Here is an 18,770-nt window from a genome sequence, read left to right as displayed (position 1 = left end):
GGGGGGGGCAGCCCATGCAGCGGCAGTCATCGCGGCGCACGCGACAGGCGAATCGGCCGCGCCTTAGGGCTGACGCGGCCGGTCGCCGACCTTTAGTCCGGGTCGTACGGCAGCGAGGAATGGTGCAGGACGATGCGCAGGGCACCGTTCGCATCGCGCACCCAGCCCCAGGTCTTGTTGACCGTGGTGACTTCGCCCTTGTCGTTGGTCAGCATGACATTTCCGGTCGAGATGGCGGTCGTGCCATTGATGACGACGGCGGCATTGGCGACTTCGTAGGACTGCCAGCCCTTGAGGGCAAAGCCGGTGTCCTCGGCGAAGTTCGGGTTGCCGCCGACGAAATAGGCCAAGGCGGCTTCGTGTGTCGTACGGAAGGTGGTGTCGCCATGAGCCAGGGTCGGCTTGAACGCCACCGGTCCCAGATTATAGCCGTAGGCGGTGTCGAGAACCTGACTGGCCAGCCGCGTGGCGGCGGCCCGACCATTGGTCTTGTATTCGGTGGAGATCGCGACCAGGGCCGTGCCCCAGGCGCGCTGGGCGGCCTCGACTTCGGCGACCGTGATGGGCGCGGCGGCCACGGAGGTACTGAGGTTGGCGACCGGATAGCTTGCCCCCGACGTCGTGGCGCGATCGGTGTGCGCCATGGCCGAACCGGCGAACAGCAGCGCGGCCGCGGTGGTGACAGTGAACAGCTTGCGCATCGAGACATCCTTTCGTGAGCCGCAGGTGCGGCGATGACGAAAGGATGCTGGATCCAATGGGAGCGCACATCAGCCTGACGGCAGGCCGCACGACCTATGCCATATGGCATACGACGACGCGGTGCCTTCTTGGTACATGTCGATACGAACTGAAAAGAGAGTGCCCGCGTGGCCATCGAACAGACACTGCCGGGGCTCGATCTGCGTTCGCTGTTTCGCGACGCGCAGGCGCGGGCCGCCCGGTTGAAACTGCTGATCGAGGTCAGCCGCGAGCTGGCTGCCGCAGACACCGAAACGTTAGACCGGGTCGTCGGCAGCGCCGCGCGAAAGGCGGCGCATTTCGCAGGCTTTCGGCAAGGCAGGCTTGAGGACGCCGACAGCACAACGGCCCCCGACGAAATGGTCATACCGCTGGAGTCTCTGGCCGAGCGTGGGCGGTCTGGTGTCCGGCTGGTGTTCTCGGCCCCCACCAATCCCCAGACCCTGTCGAACGACGAGGATGCTGCGGCGCTGCGGTTGCTGGTGGAGATGATCGAGGCTCGGCTGACTGTCGACTTGCAGCGGCGCAAGGAGACGCAGCTCGTGGCTCGTCTTGCGGCACGCGAGACGGAGCTGGAGCTGGTGCTCTCCAGCGTGGTCAAGGCGCAGGAACGCGAACGCGCCGCGATTGCCGCCGACCTCCACGACGGCGTGGCCCAGCAGGTGGCGGCCCTCTATCGACACATGGAGTTATTGCATCTGGAACTGGCCCCGATCGATACCGCAGCGGCAGACAGGCTGCAGGCCCTGATTGCCGTGGCCAGACGTTCGGTCTCGGACCTGCGCGGGGTGATCGCGGGCCTGCGCCCCCCAAGCCTGGACGACCTGGGTGTCACAGCAGCCCTGAGAGAAGAGGCGCGTCGGCTGGAGGGAGCCGGTCACAGGGTCGCCATTTCCGATCATGTCGATACACGTCTGCCCGACTGGCTGGAGACGCTTCTGTTCCGAATCGGGCAGGAGGCCTTCAACAATGCCTCCAAACATGCGCCGGGCGGGGATGTCGCACTCGACCTGTCGATCGCTTCCGATCGCAGCCGCATCATTCTGACGGTCGATACGTCAGGCGTCAGCGACGGACGCCTCGACGACCTGGATGACGGGCCGCATTTCGGGCTGGATATCATGCGGGAGCGGCTGGCCGAGGTCGCAGGCCTGTTAAGCGCCGGGCCGACGTCAAACGGTTTCCGCATCCGTGCGACCGTCCCTCTGGCAGGGGTATGATATGCGCATCCTGATCGCCGACGACCACGAACTGACGCGCGCCGGCCTGCGTGCCGTCGTCGAGCGCGAGGCCGACCTGAGGGTCGTCGCCGAAGCTGAAACCGGCGAGGGCGCGGTGGAGCGATGCACTGCGGGGGACATCGACCTGGCCATTCTGGATATCCGCTTTGGCCCCGGCATGAGCGGCCTGGATGCCGCCCGGCAGATACTGGCCGCTGGTTCTGCACGGGTCCTGATGCTGACGCTGCACGATACTCCGGAGTATGTTCGTAGTGCCCTGTCGGCCGGGGTGACTGGCTATGTGCTGAAGGACGCAGGTCGGGAGGAACTGTTGCACGCCATTCGCGCCGTGGGGGCGGGGCGCACGGCATTGCCCGGTGAACTGTTGCGTCAGGCAATGGCCCCTGCCACGGGACCAAGCCAGGGCGACCTGGAGCGCCTGACCAGGCGGGAACGCGAGGTGCTGATGCTGGTCGCGCAGGGCCTCACCAACAAGGCGATCGCGCGCGAGCTTGGGATTGGCCCGGGCACGGTGAAGGTTCATGTTGAAAAGGTGATCGCCAAGCTTAACGTCGTCGATCGCACCCAGGCCGCCGTCTTTGCCGCCCGGACTTCGCTGTGAAACGCGGAGTATTTCAGGCCGGTCTGGCGCGTGGGTGGGCCGATCTGGGTCTGGGGGCCAAGGGACTGATCGTCGTGGCCCTGCCGTTGGCTATCCTGCTGGCCAGTATCGGCGCGCTGCACCTTTCGGCGAGGGCCGAGGCCCAGGCCCAGGCCCAGGTCCGACTGACATTTGCGATTCAGCGCGATATTCACGAGGTGCACGCCCTGCTGGCCGAGGCTGCCAGCGGGGTTCGGGGATATCGCCTCACCGGGCGCCGCGCGTTCCTGGAGCCCTACGTCAAGGCCGAGGCGCTGCTGCCCGCCACGCTGGACCGTCTACGGCGCACCGCCCGCGACGGCGAAATCCGGGGCCGGCTGGTGCGGGTCGACGAGCTGGTCATCCTGAAACGCGAAGGCCTGGCACAGCTGGCGGCCATGCCGGGAGCCGGAACCTCCACGGGACTGCAGGCGCCCGAGGTGACCCGTGCCCTGATCGCCAACAAGGCGGTGCTCGACGCCTTGAGGGCCGAGATCGAGGCCATGCAGATACGAGAGGCCACGCTGCTGGCCGAGCGACAGGCCAGGGCCGACGATGAGCGTCGACGGACCTGGGCACTGACGGCCGTCATGGCGGGGATCGGTCTGCTGGGCGGGCTGGCGGCGGCACAGCTGCTATTCACCGGCATCGTGCGAAGAGTGCGTGGTCTGGAGCGAGAGGCCGAGCGGCTGGAGCGCGGCGAGCCGCTGGACATCGTCGATGCCGCCCAGGACGAGATCGGCCGCCTGGCCCGCCGGCTGGTGCAGGCCGGGGATCTGCTGCGCTCGCGCGAGGCCGCCTTGCGCGACGGCGAGGAGCGCTATCGCCGCGTCATCGAGGGCGTGCGCGACTATGGCATCTTTGCTCTGGATGTGGACGGACGGGTGGTCAGCTGGAATGCCGGTGCCGAACGGATCAAGGGCTGGACGGCCGATGAGATCCTGGGCCGCCATTTTTCGACATTCTATCCGGTCGAGAGCCGCGACGAGACGCCGGATCGCCTGCTGGAAATCGCCCGGCGCGAAGGGCGGGCCGAGGATGACGGCTGGCGTCTGCGCAACGACGGTGGACGCTTCTGGGCCAATGTCGTCATCACGGCGCTGCGCGCTGAGGACGGGACGTTGACCGGCTTCTCCAAGGTCACGCGCGACGTGACCGAGCGTCGACGTGCCGAGGAGGCCTTGGGTCAGGCCCGCGCCGAGGCGGAACGCGCCAGCCGTGCCAAGAGCGAATTCCTGTCGCGCATGAGCCATGAGCTGCGCACGCCGCTGACCGCCATTCTGGGGTTCAACCAGCTGTTGGGCCTGGATCGAGACATGCTGACCGAGGATCAGATGAACGCCGTCGATCAGATCGCCAAGGCGGGCGGACACCTGCTGGCGATGATCGAGGAGGTGCTGGACATCGCCCAGATCGAGGCAGGCGGCCATGCCTTGAGCCTGACGGCGATCGAGGTTCGACCCTTGATGGACGATGTACGCAACCTGATTTCGCCGCAGGCCGCGGCGGCCGATGTGGACATAGGGATCGAGGGTCAGGATGATGCTGTGGCTTGGGCCGACCGCCGGGCAACGCTTCAGATTGTCCTGAACCTGTTGTCGAACGCCATCAAATACGGACCGCGTGGTGGCGTCGTGACCGTGAGCATTACCCAGGACGACAAGGAGGTTCGCATTGCCGTGACCGACCAGGGGCCGGGCGTGCCGAAGACGTTCGTCGGTCGCCTGTTCACGCCCTTCGACAGACTGGATGCCGAGCGATGGAGCGGCGTGGAAGGCTCCGGGCTCGGGCTGGCGCTGTCCAGGGGTCTGGCGCAGGCCCAGGGCGGTGACATCCTTTACGACGCGCGTGAGGAGGGGACGGGTGCCAGGTTCACGGTCACTCTCCCTCGTCACTTGTCCCAGGCCAGAGCGAGCGCATGAAGATCGTACCCGACGATCCGTCCCTGAAAACGGCACGCATTCTGGTCGTGGACGACGAGGCGGCGAACCTGAACCTGGTCGATCGCGCCTTCCGTCGGGAGGGCTTTACCTACGTCGTGACGCATCTGGACGCGCGCGAGGCCTTGGCCGACTTTGCCGCCACACCGCCGGATCTGGTTCTGCTGGACCTCATGATGCCGGGGTTCGACGGCTATGAGTGTCTGGAAAGCTTTCGCAGGCTTACGGCACAGGATGACTACCTGCCCATCCTGGTGCTGACGGCCGATTCGACGATGAACGCCCGGCTGCGCGCTCTGGCGCTAGGCGCGAACGACGTGTTGTTGAAACCTTACGATGTCGGCGAACTGCTGATGCGCAGCTGGGTCCTGCTGGACACGCGACGACGGTTTGCCGCCCGCTGAGGCTTTCTGGCTGAGAAAGCTGACCGGTGGCTCTGCGACACGAATGTAATCGACTATTGTAACTCGTTATGGCGATTATGATGCCTATAAACTGGTGAGCGTTGCGGGGGGGCGTCATAGGCCCGGCGTCATTCGCAAGGTCTCCCGCATGCCCGATCTTTCCGCCAGCCTGTCGCTGCTGACGTCGCCCGCCATCCTGTTCTTCTTCATCGGCGCGCTGGCCGCGCTGGCACGATCGGACCTGGCCGTCCCAGAGCCTGTGGCCAAGGGCTTGTCGCTGTATCTGATGCTTTGCATCGGCTTCAAAGGTGGGGTGGAGGCCCGATCGGCCGGGCTGAACGGCGATTTTCTGACAGCGGCCGCGCTGGGGATAACGTTCAGCGCCGTCATGCCGTTGGCGGCTGTGTTCATCCTGCGCCGGACGACCCGTCTGGACCGCCCGACGCTGTGCGCGCTCGCGGCGACCTATGGATCGGTATCGGTGGTGACGTTCGCGGCGGGGCAACAGCATCTGGACTCTGTCGGGCTGACCCCTGGCGGCTACATGGCTGCGGTCCTGGCTCTGATGGAGACACCCGCCATCCTGACCGCCTTGATCCTGCTGAACGGAGCGGGATGGCGCGAGCCCGGACGACGCAGGACGATTCTGCGCGAAGTGTTCGTCGGTGCCGCCACCGTCATGCTGCTGGGCAGTTTCGTCGTGGGACTGATTTCGGGCGAGGCAGGGCTGGCCCGGCTGGACGTCTTCGTCGGACCGCTGTTCCAGGGTGCGTTATGCTTCTTCCTGCTGGATATCGGCCTGACGGCGGCACGCAGGCTGATGGAGGGCGGTCGCAAGATGAGCGTCGGCGTCATAGGCTTTGCTGTGGGCTTTCCCCTGCTGTCGGCGGCCATCGCCCTGGGTCTGTCGCGGCTGGCAGGTCTGGACCTGGGAGACGCAGCTTTGCTGACCATCCTGGCGGGATCGGCATCCTACATCGCTGTGCCCGCTGCCATGCGACTGGCCGCGCCACAGGCCGACCCTGGCGTATTCGTCACGGCATCGCTGGCCATCACCTTTCCGTTCAACCTGATTGCCGGCATTGCCCTGTATACGGCCGCGGCCATGTGGCTGTGGAGCTGATGCTGGCGGATCACCTCTTGCCGTACCCCGGATATCCGGTGCTAGGCTGAGCTGTGAACCAAGCTGCGGCCAGCCTGAACAGACCCAATGAGGATCGGTTCATGGCCGATCTGGCGGCGCAGTTTGCCCAGCCGCTGCATCGCTATTTCCGCAAGCGCGGGTTCAGCGCAGATGTCGCTGACGATTACACCCAAGACGTGCTGCTGCGCATGCTGAAGCTTCAGGATCGGTCGCGGATCGACAATCCCGAGGCCTATGTCTTTCGCGTGGCGGCGGCGGTCATCGCCGATCGGGCGCGGCGAGACGGGGTCAGGGGCGCGAAACTGCATGATTGCACAGACGATGTGATCCTGACCGATGAGGAACCTTCGGCCGAGCGCGTCTTGAACTCCAGGCAGCAACTCGAGCGGCTGAAAGAGGTTCTGGACGAGATGCCTGCCCGACGCCGTGAAATCCTGATGCTGAGCCGCATGGACGGTCTGAGCTATAGCCAGTTGGCCGCCCGCTATGGCGTGACGGTCAGCGCTATCGAAAAGCAGATGATGAAGGCTATCGCCCATCTGGACCGACGCATGGGGATGGATCGTCCATGACCTCGCCCTGGCGTCTGATATCCAATCCTGACCTGGCCAGCTTTCCGACGACGCCGGAGGGTTGGGCGGCACGCATGGGGTCCGACCAGCGTACGCCGGAAGACCTGTCGGCATTCGACGCCTGGTCCCTGAACGATCCGGAGGGCCGCAAGGCCTATGATCGCATGCAGGACATGGCCCAGCTGATGCGGTCGATGGCCGACGATCCCTACGCGCGGCGCGTGCTGCGTCGCCCGCGGATTGATCTGGCGGGGCGCAGGCGCGCTCTGGCGGCGGGCCTGACGGCGATCGCGGCGACGCTGGTCATCGTGGCCGTCTCCCCCTCCATTCTGGCGCGTCCTGATGTCTATGAGACCCGCAGGGGCGAAACGCGGCGGGTCGTGCTGGAAGACGGCAGCGTCATTACCCTGAACGTCAATTCGCGGCTTCGCGCTCGCATGCAAGGGGGCGAACGTCGCCTGTGGCTGGACCAGGGCCAGGCCCGGTTCGAGGTCGCGCATGACGCCGACCGGCCTTTCCGAGTGTTCGCCGGCGATCAGGAGGTGAGGGCGCTGGGCACGATCTTCGATGTCCATCGCAAGGGCGCCGGGCTCAATGTCGTGCTGGAGCAGGGCGTCGTCGCCCTCTACGCCGCAGACGAAGCCAAACCGGTGAATGCGGCGGATACGCCTCGGCCCGAGGTCGTGCTGCGTCCCGGTCAGTCGGCTATCGAGACGACGGCGGGTATGAGCGTCACCGCCATCGATCCGGCTGTCACGGGAGCATGGCGGTTCGGGAAGATGGTCTTCGACAATCGGCCGCTGGGTGAGGCCGTGGCCGAGATCAATCGGTACAATGCACGCGCCATCGTTATCGACGATCCGCAGATCGCGGCGATGAAGATCAGCGGCGTTTTCGGTACCGGCGACCCGGAGGCCTTTGTGCAGACCGTCCAGACCATCCTGCCCGTGGAAATCGCGGCGCAGGACGGCGACATGCTTCTGTTGAAGCGTCGCGAAAACTGACGCTCACACACCTTCGCCGCAAGTCCGTCACATTTTCTTTGTGCCGGGGGTGAGGGACGGGCGAACGACTGCGTCGAACCCTTCAGACGCCCAAGATGGCGCACTGGGGGAATGCACAATGACGACACGTTCCGGACTGCTGGGGTTCCGCGCGGCGCTGATGCTGGGCACCGCCTGTATCGTGCTGCCGATATCGCAGGCGGCGGTCGCGCAGACGCAATCGGCCCCTATCACCGTTCCGGCGGGGCGACTGGACGACGCCTTGCGCCGCGTTGCTCTGGCGACGGGAGCCGATGTTTTGTTCACGGCCGAGACGGTCGGTGACGCCCGGACGGGTGGCGTGCAGGGCGCGACCTCGCCAGATCAGGCGTTAAGTGCGCTGCTGTCGGGTTCAGGTCTTTCCTATATACGGACCTCGTCAGGGGCCTATGCCATTCGGGCCGGCGACCAGGATGCGTCGTCCGACGCCACGGAGCTGGAAGAGGTGGCCGTCACGGGATCGCGCATCCGTGGCCTGCCGAACGACGGTCCGGTCCAGGCTCGCACCGTAACCGCCGAGGAAATTCGCGAGTCCGGGGCCACCCAGATCATCGATGTCCTGCGCGATCTGCCCCAGACGTCGGGCGGCAGCGGCACCTTCTCGACATCGACCGCAGGCCCGCTGTCGGGCAGCACGCCCGTGGGGGCCGCCGGCGTTTCTCTGCGCGGCTTGGGGACCGGAGCGACCCTGACGCTGATCAACAGCCGCCGTGCCTACGTGGCCTCGTTCGCGCGTGGTCAAGAGTCCTTCATCGACGCCAACTCCATCCCCCTGGCGGCGATCGAGCGGGTGGATGTCCTGCCCAACGGCGCCTCGGCCTTGTATGGCGCGGACGCCGTGGCCGGTGTGGTCAACTATATCCTGCGCGACGATTTCGAGGGGGCCGAGATCAGCGTCTCCTATGGCGACTCGACCGCCTCGACCGATGAGGGCAAGACCAATGTCAGCGCCGTGATCGGCGGACAGGTCGGCGACCACTCGCTGATGCTGGTCGGCGACTGGTTCAAGCGCAACGCCTTCTACGACCGCGACCGCAGCTATACGGCCGACAGCTTCCGCCCCAGCCAGCAAGGCTTCTACCCCAGCTTCAACGACCTGTTCGCCAACACCTTCGATCAGACCGAAGAGCCCGGCGACGGCGGCTGTCCGGCGGGCGATTTCGGCAGCGGCAATCTGGGCGAGTATTGCGAAGTCGATGTCAACGATTTCACCGCCACGGATGAGGAGCTGGAAAGCCGCGGCCTGCTGTTCAGCCACAAATGGCGCATCGACGACCGCACCGAATGGTTCAATGAGGTGCTGTACCAGCAGAGCGAATCCAGAGGCACGGGGTCGCCCGCCAACTTCTCGCGCACGCCCATAGATCCGGAAAACCCCTTCTGGCCGACGGCCCTTCAGGACGATCTGGTCGAAGATGCGGGCTTCACCGACTTCAGTGACTTCTACGGCTTTCCGATCTACGCCTATGGCAAGTTGCTGGAGCCGCGGGCGGTCGAGGTCGAGTCCGAGAGCTTCCGTCTGGTCAGCGGTCTGAACCACCGCTTCGACAACGGCTGGAGCGTCGAAGCCGCCCTGACCTATGGCGGGAATGACCGGATCCAGCGCGGGCTGAGCGGCCTGGTGCGCACAGCCGCCTTTTATGATGCCAATCTGGGCAATCTGTGTACCGACGGCACCCGCGTCGAGCGCTGGGACGTGGACCTGAACCGCCCGGATGCGGACTTTGTCGGCGACACCTGCGAGGACATCGGCAAGACCACGCTGTGGTACAATCCCTTCGGGGGTCAGACGAACCAGGATCCGCGCCTGGCTGACATTTTGAACACCACCGCCGAGCGGCGGGGCCGGTCGCGCCTGTATGCGGCGGACATCTCGGCGGACGGCGATCTGTTCACCTTCAACGGTCGCACCGTCAAGGCCGCGTTCGGCGCGGAAATCCGTCGGGAAGAGCTGCGCGACACGCCGTCGGGCGATGCGGTGGCGACGCCGGATAATCCGGAACCGATCCTGGGCTTCAGTTCCACCTCCGCCTTGGGCCAGCGCGATCAGTGGGCCGCGTTTGCGGAGTTCTATGTGCCGCTGGCCGACAATCTGGAACTGCAGCTGGCGGGCCGGTACGACGACTACGACGACTTCGGCGGCGACTTCAATCCGAAGGTGGCGCTGCGATGGGCCCCGCTGGACAGCCTGGTCCTGCGTGCCAACTGGTCGACCTCCTTCCGCGCGCCGTCGCTGGCGCAGAGCGGCGCGGGGGTGCTGTTGTCCAGCTATCGCGTCGATTGCGAGGAGACGCCGGGGGCGTGCGACGGCGATGCAGGTGCGACGGGTCAGGCGCTGCTGTCGGAAGACGTCGGCAATCCAAACCTCGAAGCCGAGAACGCCGAGTCCTACGGCTTTGGCGCAGTCTTTACGCCGACGGACACCATCGATATCGGTCTCGACTATTGGGACATCCGACACGAGAACCTGGTCGGGCTGGACCGCGACGACTTCATCCGCCGTGCCTTGGCCGGCGAGTTTGCGGTGGTCGGTCAGGGCCTGCTGCCGACCGGTACGCCGGGCCTGGAAGTGTCGTCGACGGGCTTTGTCACCGACGCCCATTTCCAGATCGGCAACCTCGGCTACCAGCAGGCCAGGGGGCTGGATTTCCGCTACACCCAGCGGATCTACGATACGCCCTGGGGCGACTTCACGGCCCTGGTTGATGCCAGCTATCTGCTGGAGTTCGAACGTCAGGCGTCGCTGACGTCCGTACCCATCGATGAGGCGGGCGAGTATCAGTATCCCCGACTGGCCGCGACGGCGAAGCTGCGCTGGAAAAATGGCCCGTGGCGCGCCAGCGTACAGGCCAACTACACAAACTCGTACAAGGACGATCCCGACCCCCGCACCCTGGCGGCCGTCGGCCTGCCTGCCAATGCAGAGGTCGAGGTTTCGGCCTGGACCACCTTCGACTTCAGCCTGAGCCGCGAGCTTGGCGAGGACACGACCGTCCAGCTCAACGTGCGCAACCTGTTCGACGAGGATGCGCCGCGGGTGTTGGGCAGCGGGGCCAATGTGGACCACATCAATCACGACACACTGGGTCGGTTCGCCACCGTGCGGATCACGCGCCGCTTCTAGCGGCGAAAGGGCCGGGCGCGTTTGCGACCCGGTCTCGATCCCGGCCCCTGTGCGAGTACGATCATGATGCCTCTGATGCCCACCGACGCCCCCCAGCCGTCGCCGACCGACGCGCCGCCACCGGCATCGACCGGCAGCGGGCTGGATACGTTTCTCATCCTGCTCGGCTTTGCCGTGCTGGCATTCGTGGCGAGCTGGCTGGTGCCCAAGGGCGTGTTCGATGTGGTCGCCTCGGCGGCCAGTGGTGCGCGGCCCACGATCGATCCCGCATCCTTTCGGCTGGTTCCCGACGCTCAGGCGGGCGGTGCACCGCTGTTCGGTGCGGGAGGCGAGATCGGCTTTCTGAACTTCCTGTTCGAGGGGCTGGTCACCGGCGATCGCAATGCCGCAACCGTCGGTCTGATGGCCTTCCTGCTGATCGTCGGTGGGGCGTTCGGCGTGGTGATGAGGACCGGGGCGCTGGAGCGTGCCTTGCGGCGGCTAATGGCCCAGGGCGAAACGGGCAAGACCTGGCTAATCCCGTTGCTTTTCGTTCTGTTCTCGCTGGGCGGTGCTGTCTTCGGCATGGGGGAGGAGGCGGTCGTCTTCGTGCTGATCCTGGCCCCGGTACTGGTCCGGACGGGCTATGACAGCCTGACGGCAGTGGTCGTGACCTATGTCGCGACCCAGGTCGGGTTTGCGACGTCCTGGATGAACCCCTTCAGCCTGGTGATCGCCCAGGGGATCGCCGGGGTGCCCATCCTGTCCGGCATGGGGCTGCGGCTGGTGATGTGGGGCGTGTTCACCCTGGCGGCGGCCGCGATCGCCTGGCGCTATGCGGTGTGGATCAAGGCAGCCCCCGAGCGGTCGCTGACCCATGCGCTGGACACCACGCTGTATCGCACCCCCGATCAGCTATCGACCCTGCGAGAGACCGTCCGCCGCGAGGACTGGCTGATCCTGGCCATGGTGGCCGTCGTCATCGTCTGGGTCGCCTGGGGCGTGACCAGCCAGGGCTATTTCCTGGCCGAGATCGCCGGGCAGTTCCTGGCTTTGGGCCTGGTCGTGGGGATCCTTGCCCTGGTATTTCGTTCGCCGGGTGTCACCGCAAACGGCCTGGCGGAAGCGTTTCGTGACGGGGCGATGCAGATGACCCCGGCGGTCATCGTCGTCGCCATCGCCAAGGGGATCGTCCTGTTGATGGGGGGGGACGACCCGACCCGACCCAGCGTGATCAATACGCTGCTGGACACCGTGGGGACATGGTCCGCCGTCCTGCCTGACTGGGGGTCCGCCTTGGGCATGCTGGGGTTCCAGAGCGTGCTCAATCTGTTTGTGGCTTCGGGCTCGGGTCAGGCGGCCCTGACCATGCCGCTGATGGCCCCTTTGGGCGACCTCTCCGGCGTGACGCGCCAGACGACGGTGCTGGCCTTCCAGCTGGGGGATGGCCTGACCAACATCGTCTGCCCGGCCTCGGCTGCCCTGATGGGATCGCTGGCTGCGGCTCGCATCGGCTGGGCGACGTGGTTGCGCTTTATCTGGAAGCCGGTGCTGGCCTTGCTGGCCCTGGCGGCTGTGTTCGTCGTTGCGGCCCAGTTGATGGGGTATTCCTGATGCGCAGCTGTCTGTCGGCGATAATCGTGATGGCAGTGTCGATCGCGGGAATGGTCTCCCCCAGTCAGGCCGAGCCTGGCCGGCTGGTCATCGGTGGCGGGGCCGTATCGCCCGACAATGCCGAGGTCTGGCAAGCCCTGATCGCGGGGTTGCCGGACCCCGAGCACGACACCATCGCCGTCATCGCCGCCGCGTCCGGCGAGCCGGTAGCGTCGTTCGAGAGTTTCCGCGACACCATGGCGGCCTATGGTGTCGATCGATCGCGCATCGTGTTGATCAGAGCGGCGATCATCGACGACGACACGACACCTGATGACGAAAGCCAGTGGAACTCGGGCGGCACAGACCCGGCAAACCAGGCTATGATTCAGGCGGCGGGCGGCATCTGGTTCACCGGGGGAGATCAGGCCCGGACGGCTCAGGTCCTGTTCGACGACCAAGGTGCCCCAACGCCGTTATTGCAGGCCGTGCGGCAACGGTTCGATCAGGGCGCGGTCGTCGGGGGCTCCAGCGCCGGGGCCGCGATCCAGCCGGAGACCATGATCGTGCGGGGCGATGGTCTGACGGCGCTGCTGGACCCGGTCCCCGCCGTGCCCGGCCCCGCCGATATGGAGACCGGTGCGCTGATCCTGGCACCGGGGGCCGGCTTCTTCCCGTTCGGACTGATCGATCAGCATTTCGATCGTCAGGCGCGCCTGGGACGTCTGGTCCGGGCCACACTGCGCTCTGAAGCTCACCGGTTTGGCTATGGCATAGACGAAAACACAGCCCTGATCGTGGACGTCGACGAAGGCAAGGCTCGCGTGGTCGGCAAGGGCGGCGTAACCGTCATCGATGACGTCGATGCCGAACAGACGGGTAGCCCGAACGATTTCCCCGCAAGCGGCCTGCGTCTTTCGCTGGCGGCTTCAGGCGATCAGATCGATCTGGCGACGGGCTGGGTGACGCCGGCACCCTTCAGAACGGCAGTGTCGATGCCGCGACCTGACGACACTGAACCGCGGCTTGTCGAGCAAGGCGCACTGGTCCCCAGCCGCACGCTCGTTGAGCATATCGATGCGGACTTGATAGGCGGGCGATTGGCCTTGATCAGACTATGGACGGTTGGGCCGGACCATCGCGCGTTGGAGCTGAGATTGACGCGACGACCCGAGACGCGGGCCTGGTTTGGAAGGGCAGAGAACGGAGACGGCGGCATGACGGTGGACAGTCTCGATCTGGCGATCACCCCGGGGCGGGTACAGTTCGACGCGGTGCAGCCATGAGCGCGCCGTGGGGCCTGGTCCTGCATGGTGGCGCGGGCGTCCGCGCGGGCCGCAACTACGATCGGGCGCAGGCCTTCTTGCTGGAGACAGTGAACGATGGAGCCGAGCGGTTGAAGCGCGGGGCGTCGGCCCTGGACGTCGTGGAGGCCATGGTGCTGGCGCTGGAGACGTCCGGCCTGTTCGTCGCGGGTCGCGGCTCGGCCGCTAATGCCGTGGGCGACGTCGAACTGGATGCCTCCATCATGAATGGCCGCGATGGTCGCGCGGGTGCGGTGTCGGCCCTTCGCGGCTTCACCAACCCGGTGCAGGTCGCGCGTCGGGTCATGGAGCGATCCGAGCATGTCATGCTCACGTCAGCCGGGGCAGAGGCCTTCGCGGCGGAGCAATCCTGCACGGCCAGTCCGCCCGGCCTGGACTGGCTGGTGCGACCCGACGGCTTTGAAGCAGTCGATCTCGAGGAGGGGCACGGCACGGTCGGGGCCGTGGCTCTGGATATATCCGGCGGTCTGGCCGCTGCGACCTCGACCGGGGGCATCTATGGCAAGCGGCCGGGCCGGGTCGGGGACACACCGATCATCGGGGGAGGCACCTGGGCGGACAGCCGGGTCGCAGTCTCTTGCACCGGCCTGGGAGAGGCCTTCATCCGCGCCTCGGCCGCCCATGATCTGGCGGCGCGTGTTCGGTATGCCGGTCAAGGTTTGGATCAGGCGGCGGCGGGCGTACTGGTCGAGGTCGCACGCCTGGGCGGCGACGGCGGACTGATCGCCATTGATGCTGAGGGGCGGATCGCCATGCCGTACGACACGGACGGCATGAAGCGGGCCTGGGCCAGCCATCATGCGGCACCGCAGGCTGCTGTCTTTTAGGTCACTAGGGATTTGCGCCGCGGGGGCGTCTGGTGCCGGCTGCAGGAATCGAACCCGCGACATCCAGTTTACAAAACTGGCGCTCTACCAACTGAGCTAAGCCGGCGTCCGCTTGACGCGGCGGTCCTTATGATGGCGCAAGGGCGGTAAAGCAAGCCGGGGTTTTCATGCCGATTTCATTCGCCCACATCGCGCCGGTCTTGATGCTGATCGCGTCGAACGTCTTCATGACCTTGGCATGGTACGGCCATCTGAAGTTCGGGTCCAAGCCACTGTGGCTGGTGGTGATCGTCAGCTGGGGCATCGCCCTGTTCGAATACTGTCTGGCGGTGCCGGCCAATCGCATCGGGCACGCGATCTATTCGACGGCGGAGCTGAAGACGATGCAGGAGGTGATCACCCTGATCGTTTTCGCCGTCTTCTCGGTCAGCTTTCTTGGCGAGAAGCTGACCATGAACCATGCGGTCGGTTTTGCCCTGATCATCGGCGGGGCGTGGTTCATATTCCGCGGCCCGCTCTAGGCGGCGATGCCCAGATCCAGACCGTCGGTGACCAAGCCCATGCGGGGGTTGCCCAGCACGGCGACGGGGCGTTCGCCCTGATACAGGCAGATCGTCTCATAGCCCGGCCAATGCGCGGCCAGATCGGCCATGGCCAAACGCGCCGAGGTGTCGTCATCGGCCGCCAGCACACTGATCTCGCTGTCCGGCCGACCGGGGGTGTTGACGATGCAGAAGTATGAAAACACGCGTACTTTCTCCGATACTGGCGCGGAGAACGGGCGCTGGAACGGTCGGTTCCAGCGCCGCGAACGCGATATCGTCATCGCCGCGTGAGCGGTCGTATGGCCTCAGGCGCTGCGACGTTGCAGCAGGCCTGCCAGGGCCGTCATCCGCGCCGCATCGGGAGCCGAAGCCTTCTCGGCCGCAGCCGTCAGAGCCGTGATCGTTTCAGCTGACGAAGCGGGGGCACCGCCGGCCTTCCACTGATCGACGGCGGCACGGGCTTGGGCCAGCAGGGCGGCGTCGACGGCGGTCGAGCGGGCCAGTTGGTCGATATAGACCTGGGCCACCTCGGGGCTGTCCTGCCAGGTGATGCGGGTCTGGGTCTGGGGATTGTTTTCGGCGATCATCACGGCCTCGGCCACGGCGATCTCGGCCGCCGACAGCTGGTCGCTGGGGACCAGTTTCAGGACATCGAGACCGCGCGCGATCTCGCTTAAATAGATGCGGCCGTTGAACCAGTAGGCCGACCATGAACCGCCGACGACCAGACGCTCCGGATTGATCGGGCCACGGTCAAAATAGGCGATCTCGACCGGGCGGCTGGCGTCCGTGAAATCCATGATCGAGATGCCGCCCTGATACCAGGCCTGCACCATCAGGTCGCGGCCGGGGACGGGGATCAGCGAGCCGTTGTGTGCGACGCAGTTCTCGGTGCGGCCCTGGACCGAGGGCAGTTTGTGGAAGCTCTGCCCCTCCAGCTGGCGGTCCTTCAGATTGGCGACCAGATTGGCCCCCCAGTTGGCCGGGTCTTCGGCGCGGCAACGCGCGCTGGTGCCACCGCCCCATTCGTCGGTGAAGACGACCTTGTCGCCGCTGTTGCTGAAGTTGGCCGAGTGCCAATAGGCCATGTCGGGATCGAACAGCTCGTCGATCCGGGCCGGGTTCTGGGGATCGGAGATGTCCAGCAGGATGCCGTTGCCGCTGCAGGCCCCCGCCGCCAGGCCCAGTTCAGGATAGACGGTGATGTCGTGGCAGTGGTTGGTCTGGGCCGTGCGCTGGCTGGAGACGCCCGCGCGTCCGCCTTGCCATAGGCCGGCGATACGGCCTGTCTCGCGGTCCGCGAAGATACGCGGACGATTGACGATGGCCGCGGTCTCGGGCGCGTTCAGCGGCACCTTGATAACGTCGATGGAATAGAGGGCCGTTTCCGGATTGGTGTCGGGCTGACCGTCGGTGCAGATGCCCAGCTCATCGGTCTTGCGCACGCCGGAGGTGGCAGAGTTGTAGATGTAAAGGACGTTGGCATCGCGCGAATCGGGCACCAGGGTGTGGGTGTGCGACCCGCGGCAGGTCTGGACCGCCGCGATCTGGCGCGGGGCATTCAGGTCGGAGATGTCGAAGATGCGGATGCCGCGAAAGCGTTCGGCATTGATGTCGCCCGTGGCCTCGGTCGTGCCGCAGTCCAAGCGGGCGCGGTTCTGCTCGACCGACATGAACAGCAGATTGCCGTGCACGGACACGTCGCCCTGACCGCCCGGGCAGACGACGGACATGACCAGTTTCGGCTCACCCTGGCTGATATCGTAGGCGTTGAAGCCGTTGAAATTGCCGACGAACAGCTTGCCGTTCGAAATGGCCATGTCGGTGTTGGCCAGCGACAGCGGGCCATAGCGCGGGGGATTGTCCCGCATGCGCGCGGCAAAGGCGCGGGCCTCTTCCTCGTTCGAGGGCAGGGCGATCAGCGCCTCGGGGTCGAAGAAGCCGGGCGGCGGGGCCAGGCTGTGTTCCAGCGTCAGGCCGGAGGCGGCTTCGGCGGCGTCGCGCAACCCTCCGATCAGTGCGGTGCGCGCATCGGCCTGAACGGTCTGGGGCGAGGCGGCGGCGGGGGCCTGGGCCGAGGCGACGCCGGCTCCCATCAACAGACACAGGGCGGCGGCGGAGGAGAGCAGGGGGCGGCGGAGGGTCATGGCGGCGCTTTCGAACGGACGGCTTCAGAGATCTGACAGAAGGGATTGCATTCGCAGGATTTCCGCCGACTGATCGGCGACCACGGACGAGGCGAAGTCCGACAGCATCGGATCCTGGGCCGAATCGGGCTGGGCCAGCAGGTCCTCGACCATGTCCAGCGCACCCTGATGGTGCTGGATCATGCCTTGCAGAAACAGCCGGTCGAACTCTGTGCCGTTTGCGGCCGCGAGCGTCTGCATCTGGGCCGGCGACAGCATGCCCGGCATGATCGGCGTGTCGGATGCGGCCATCGCATGTCCCGCATGGGCGGCGTGATTCATGCCCGCATGACCCGTATGCATGTCCGTCATTGTCTGGGCCTGGCCGCGATCCGCCAGCCAGTTGCGCATCAGTTCGATCTCGGCCTCCTGACTGAGAGCGATGCGTTCGCCGATCAGCTTGACCTTGGGATCGGTGCCCTTCTCGCGCAGCAGCCGCACCATCTCGACCGCCTGGCCATGATGGACGACCATATGCTGCATGAACTGGACGTCGCCGGGCGTGAAGGTCGTTCGACTCAGGGCAATGGCTTCGTCGGCGCTGACGATGCGCGATGCAGCACCCGGTGCACCTGGATTGAAGATGGGCGGGGATTGAGCCGAAGCGGGCACAGCGACGATGCCCAGCAGGATCAGGCCGAAACGAAGATGCACCCCTGATCCACTCCACCATTGCGCACGTTGTCAGCGGACAGAGTAGTCATGGCGCTCCGCTGCGGGCAAGCGGCTATTCGCTCTGGTTATTACATCGCCTTAGGCCGAGAGGCCGTTTTCGGCGTCGGTCAGCAGACTGGCCAGATCCTTTCGGCGCTTGACCCCGAACTGTCGGAACAGGACCGAAATGTGATTGCGCACCGTGAGAGGAGAGATGTTCAAGGAGCGCGCGATCTCCTTGTTGGACTTGTCCTGCAACAGCAGGGCGAGGATTTCGCGTTGTCGCGCCGTCAATTCGCTGACCGCGCTCACAGGGGCGGGCGTTTCGGTCTCCTTCTCCGCCTGCATGCCCCCAAGCAGCATCATCGACAGGCAGGACCAGCCGAAGAAGATGGCGACGCCTTCAATCAGGCTGAGTCCGACGTAGACCGCATCCACGGTTAGCGCTTCCGGGTACAGATAGACGAGCAGATTGATGTGATCGACGACGACGAACAGAATCGCGGCCGCGAGCGACAGCCCGAGGCCAAGCGATGCGCGGTAGGATACCGACTGTCCTTCGGTTCTTTTAAGCACCAGGCTGATCACCAATGCCATGATCACGCATGACGCCACCAGAACCAGCTTGCCAGGCAGCGACTCGATCAGATCGACGCCCGCGAGGCTCCACAGCACGCAGTTCAGAACCAGATAGATGAACCAGTAGCCGGCGGCAAAGCGCAGGAGTCTGGGCCGTATCGCCGGATCAAGAGAGATAAATGTCATGGTTCACTCTAACCAAAACTCGGGTTGTGGAGCCACGATTCAATCCTGATGAAACCTTCCAGAACCGA

At 65.6% G+C, this 18,770-nt stretch carries 18 protein-coding genes and 1 tRNA gene; 13 read left to right on the top strand and 6 right to left on the bottom strand.

Annotated elements, in window-relative coordinates; all coding sequences use genetic code 11:
* Positions 1-92: 92 nt before the first annotated feature.
* Positions 93-701 (bottom strand): phosphoribosyl-AMP cyclohydrolase, encoded by a 609-nt coding sequence (locus JHC81_RS05405; RefSeq protein WP_366465673.1) that lies wholly within the window; start codon positions 699-701, stop codon positions 93-95.
* 168 nt (positions 702-869) lie between these two features.
* On the opposite strand from JHC81_RS05405, the gene JHC81_RS05400 reads away from it, so the two are divergent.
* The 11 genes from JHC81_RS05400 to JHC81_RS05350 all read left to right on the top strand — a co-directional run bounded on the left by JHC81_RS05400 (position 870) and on the right by JHC81_RS05350 (position 14,552).
* On the top strand, positions 870-1,961 hold the full coding sequence (locus JHC81_RS05400) for a histidine kinase (protein ID WP_292171684.1): 1,092 nt from the start codon (positions 870-872) through the stop codon (positions 1,959-1,961).
* A 1-nt stretch (position 1,962) separates the two neighbouring features.
* Positions 1,963-2,583, top strand: a complete 621-nt coding sequence (locus JHC81_RS05395; RefSeq protein ID WP_292171682.1) for a response regulator transcription factor — start codon at positions 1,963-1,965, stop codon at positions 2,581-2,583.
* Complete coding sequence (locus tag JHC81_RS05390; RefSeq protein ID WP_292171679.1) at positions 2,580-4,523, top strand: ATP-binding protein; 1,944 nt, start codon at positions 2,580-2,582, stop codon at positions 4,521-4,523. Before JHC81_RS05395 ends, JHC81_RS05390 begins: the two co-directional genes overlap by 4 nt.
* Positions 4,520-4,945, top strand: coding sequence for a response regulator (locus JHC81_RS05385; RefSeq protein WP_292171677.1), 426 nt, complete (start codon positions 4,520-4,522; stop codon positions 4,943-4,945). Before JHC81_RS05390 ends, JHC81_RS05385 begins: the two co-directional genes overlap by 4 nt.
* A gap of 148 nt (positions 4,946-5,093) precedes the next feature.
* Positions 5,094-6,068 carry a sodium-dependent bicarbonate transport family permease gene (locus JHC81_RS05380; RefSeq protein WP_292171674.1) on the top strand — a complete coding sequence of 325 codons (975 nt, stop codon included), beginning with the start codon at positions 5,094-5,096 and terminating at the stop codon, positions 6,066-6,068.
* 101 nt (positions 6,069-6,169) lie between these two features.
* Positions 6,170-6,661 (top strand): sigma-70 family RNA polymerase sigma factor, encoded by a 492-nt coding sequence (locus JHC81_RS05375; protein WP_292171671.1) that lies wholly within the window; start codon positions 6,170-6,172, stop codon positions 6,659-6,661.
* A complete protein-coding gene (locus tag JHC81_RS05370) occupies positions 6,658-7,665 on the top strand; it encodes a FecR domain-containing protein (RefSeq protein ID WP_292171668.1) in 1,008 nt (335 codons plus the stop codon). Before JHC81_RS05375 ends, JHC81_RS05370 begins: the two co-directional genes overlap by 4 nt.
* 118 nt (positions 7,666-7,783) lie before the next feature.
* Entirely contained in the window at positions 7,784-10,828 is a 3,045-nt protein-coding gene (locus tag JHC81_RS05365) for a TonB-dependent receptor (protein ID WP_292171663.1), read from the top strand.
* 75 nt (positions 10,829-10,903) lie between these two features.
* Positions 10,904-12,421 carry a putative basic amino acid antiporter YfcC gene (gene yfcC, locus JHC81_RS05360; RefSeq protein ID WP_292171661.1) on the top strand — a complete coding sequence of 506 codons (1,518 nt, stop codon included), beginning with the start codon at positions 10,904-10,906 and terminating at the stop codon, positions 12,419-12,421.
* A 29-nt stretch (positions 12,422-12,450) separates the two neighbouring features.
* Complete coding sequence (locus JHC81_RS05355) at positions 12,451-13,686, top strand: cyanophycinase (RefSeq protein WP_292171658.1); 1,236 nt, start codon at positions 12,451-12,453, stop codon at positions 13,684-13,686.
* A complete protein-coding gene (locus JHC81_RS05350; protein ID WP_292171656.1) occupies positions 13,683-14,552 on the top strand; it encodes an isoaspartyl peptidase/L-asparaginase family protein in 870 nt (289 codons plus the stop codon). Before JHC81_RS05355 ends, JHC81_RS05350 begins: the two co-directional genes overlap by 4 nt.
* A gap of 30 nt (positions 14,553-14,582) precedes the next feature.
* Here JHC81_RS05350 and JHC81_RS05345 read toward each other — a convergent pair.
* Positions 14,583-14,658 (bottom strand) — tRNA-Thr (locus tag JHC81_RS05345).
* A 61-nt stretch (positions 14,659-14,719) separates the two neighbouring features.
* Between JHC81_RS05345 and JHC81_RS05340 the strand changes: the two genes are divergently transcribed.
* Positions 14,720-15,073 (top strand): DMT family protein, encoded by a 354-nt coding sequence (locus JHC81_RS05340; RefSeq protein ID WP_292171655.1) that lies wholly within the window; start codon positions 14,720-14,722, stop codon positions 15,071-15,073.
* On the opposite strand, the gene JHC81_RS05335 is transcribed toward JHC81_RS05340, so the two are convergent.
* Entirely contained in the window at positions 15,070-15,204 is a 135-nt protein-coding gene (locus tag JHC81_RS05335) for a hypothetical protein (RefSeq protein ID WP_292171653.1), read from the bottom strand. The two genes, JHC81_RS05340 and JHC81_RS05335, sit on opposite strands and share 4 nt — an antisense overlap.
* Here JHC81_RS05335 and JHC81_RS05330 point away from each other — a divergent pair.
* On the top strand, positions 15,203-15,388 hold the full coding sequence (locus tag JHC81_RS05330) for a hypothetical protein (protein ID WP_292171651.1): 186 nt from the start codon (positions 15,203-15,205) through the stop codon (positions 15,386-15,388). The genes JHC81_RS05335 and JHC81_RS05330 overlap by 2 nt on opposite strands.
* Before the next feature lie 14 nt (positions 15,389-15,402).
* Here JHC81_RS05330 and JHC81_RS05325 read toward each other — a convergent pair whose 3' ends face one another.
* From JHC81_RS05325 to JHC81_RS05315, 3 genes are all read right to left on the bottom strand, one after another.
* Complete coding sequence (locus tag JHC81_RS05325) at positions 15,403-17,244, bottom strand: hypothetical protein (RefSeq protein WP_292171648.1); 1,842 nt, start codon at positions 17,242-17,244, stop codon at positions 15,403-15,405.
* A gap of 24 nt (positions 17,245-17,268) precedes the next feature.
* On the bottom strand, positions 17,269-17,937 hold the full coding sequence (locus tag JHC81_RS05320; protein ID WP_292171645.1) for a DUF305 domain-containing protein: 669 nt from the start codon (positions 17,935-17,937) through the stop codon (positions 17,269-17,271).
* Between the two features lie 99 nt (positions 17,938-18,036).
* Positions 18,037-18,702 carry a helix-turn-helix transcriptional regulator gene (locus JHC81_RS05315; protein ID WP_292171643.1) on the bottom strand — a complete coding sequence of 222 codons (666 nt, stop codon included), beginning with the start codon at positions 18,700-18,702 and terminating at the stop codon, positions 18,037-18,039.
* Positions 18,703-18,770 lie beyond the last annotated feature (68 nt).

The sequence above is a fragment of the Brevundimonas sp. genome (assembly GCF_016463295.1).
Classification (GTDB): Bacteria; Pseudomonadota; Alphaproteobacteria; order Caulobacterales; family Caulobacteraceae; genus Brevundimonas.
This window is presented reverse-complemented; position numbering and strand designations above follow the sequence as displayed.

Bases quoted from the DNA above. Each gene is read 5' to 3' on its own strand.
- JHC81_RS05405 (WP_366465673.1), bottom strand. From the start codon at position 701: ATGCGCAAGCTGTTCACTGTCACCACCGCGGCCGCGCTGCTGTTCGCC.
- JHC81_RS05380 (WP_292171674.1), top strand. From the start codon at position 5,094: ATGCCCGATCTTTCCGCCAGCCTGTCGCTGCTGACGTCGCCCGCCATC.
- JHC81_RS05395 (WP_292171682.1), top strand. From the start codon at position 1,963: ATGCGCATCCTGATCGCCGACGACCACGAACTGACGCGCGCCGGCCTG.
- JHC81_RS05350 (WP_292171656.1), top strand. From the start codon at position 13,683: ATGAGCGCGCCGTGGGGCCTGGTCCTGCATGGTGGCGCGGGCGTCCGC.
- JHC81_RS05355 (WP_292171658.1), top strand. From the start codon at position 12,451: ATGGCAGTGTCGATCGCGGGAATGGTCTCCCCCAGTCAGGCCGAGCCT.
- JHC81_RS05330 (WP_292171651.1), top strand. From the start codon at position 15,203: ATGGCCAAACGCGCCGAGGTGTCGTCATCGGCCGCCAGCACACTGATC.
- JHC81_RS05365 (WP_292171663.1), top strand. From the start codon at position 7,784: ATGACGACACGTTCCGGACTGCTGGGGTTCCGCGCGGCGCTGATGCTG.
- JHC81_RS05340 (WP_292171655.1), top strand. From the start codon at position 14,720: ATGCCGATTTCATTCGCCCACATCGCGCCGGTCTTGATGCTGATCGCG.
- JHC81_RS05385 (WP_292171677.1), top strand. From the start codon at position 4,520: ATGAAGATCGTACCCGACGATCCGTCCCTGAAAACGGCACGCATTCTG.
- JHC81_RS05370 (WP_292171668.1), top strand. From the start codon at position 6,658: ATGACCTCGCCCTGGCGTCTGATATCCAATCCTGACCTGGCCAGCTTT.
- JHC81_RS05375 (WP_292171671.1), top strand. From the start codon at position 6,170: ATGGCCGATCTGGCGGCGCAGTTTGCCCAGCCGCTGCATCGCTATTTC.
- JHC81_RS05325 (WP_292171648.1), bottom strand. From the start codon at position 17,244: ATGACCCTCCGCCGCCCCCTGCTCTCCTCCGCCGCCGCCCTGTGTCTG.
- JHC81_RS05335 (WP_292171653.1), bottom strand. From the start codon at position 15,204: ATGGCCGATCTGGCCGCGCATTGGCCGGGCTATGAGACGATCTGCCTG.
- yfcC (WP_292171661.1), top strand. From the start codon at position 10,904: ATGCCCACCGACGCCCCCCAGCCGTCGCCGACCGACGCGCCGCCACCG.
- JHC81_RS05315 (WP_292171643.1), bottom strand. From the start codon at position 18,702: ATGACATTTATCTCTCTTGATCCGGCGATACGGCCCAGACTCCTGCGC.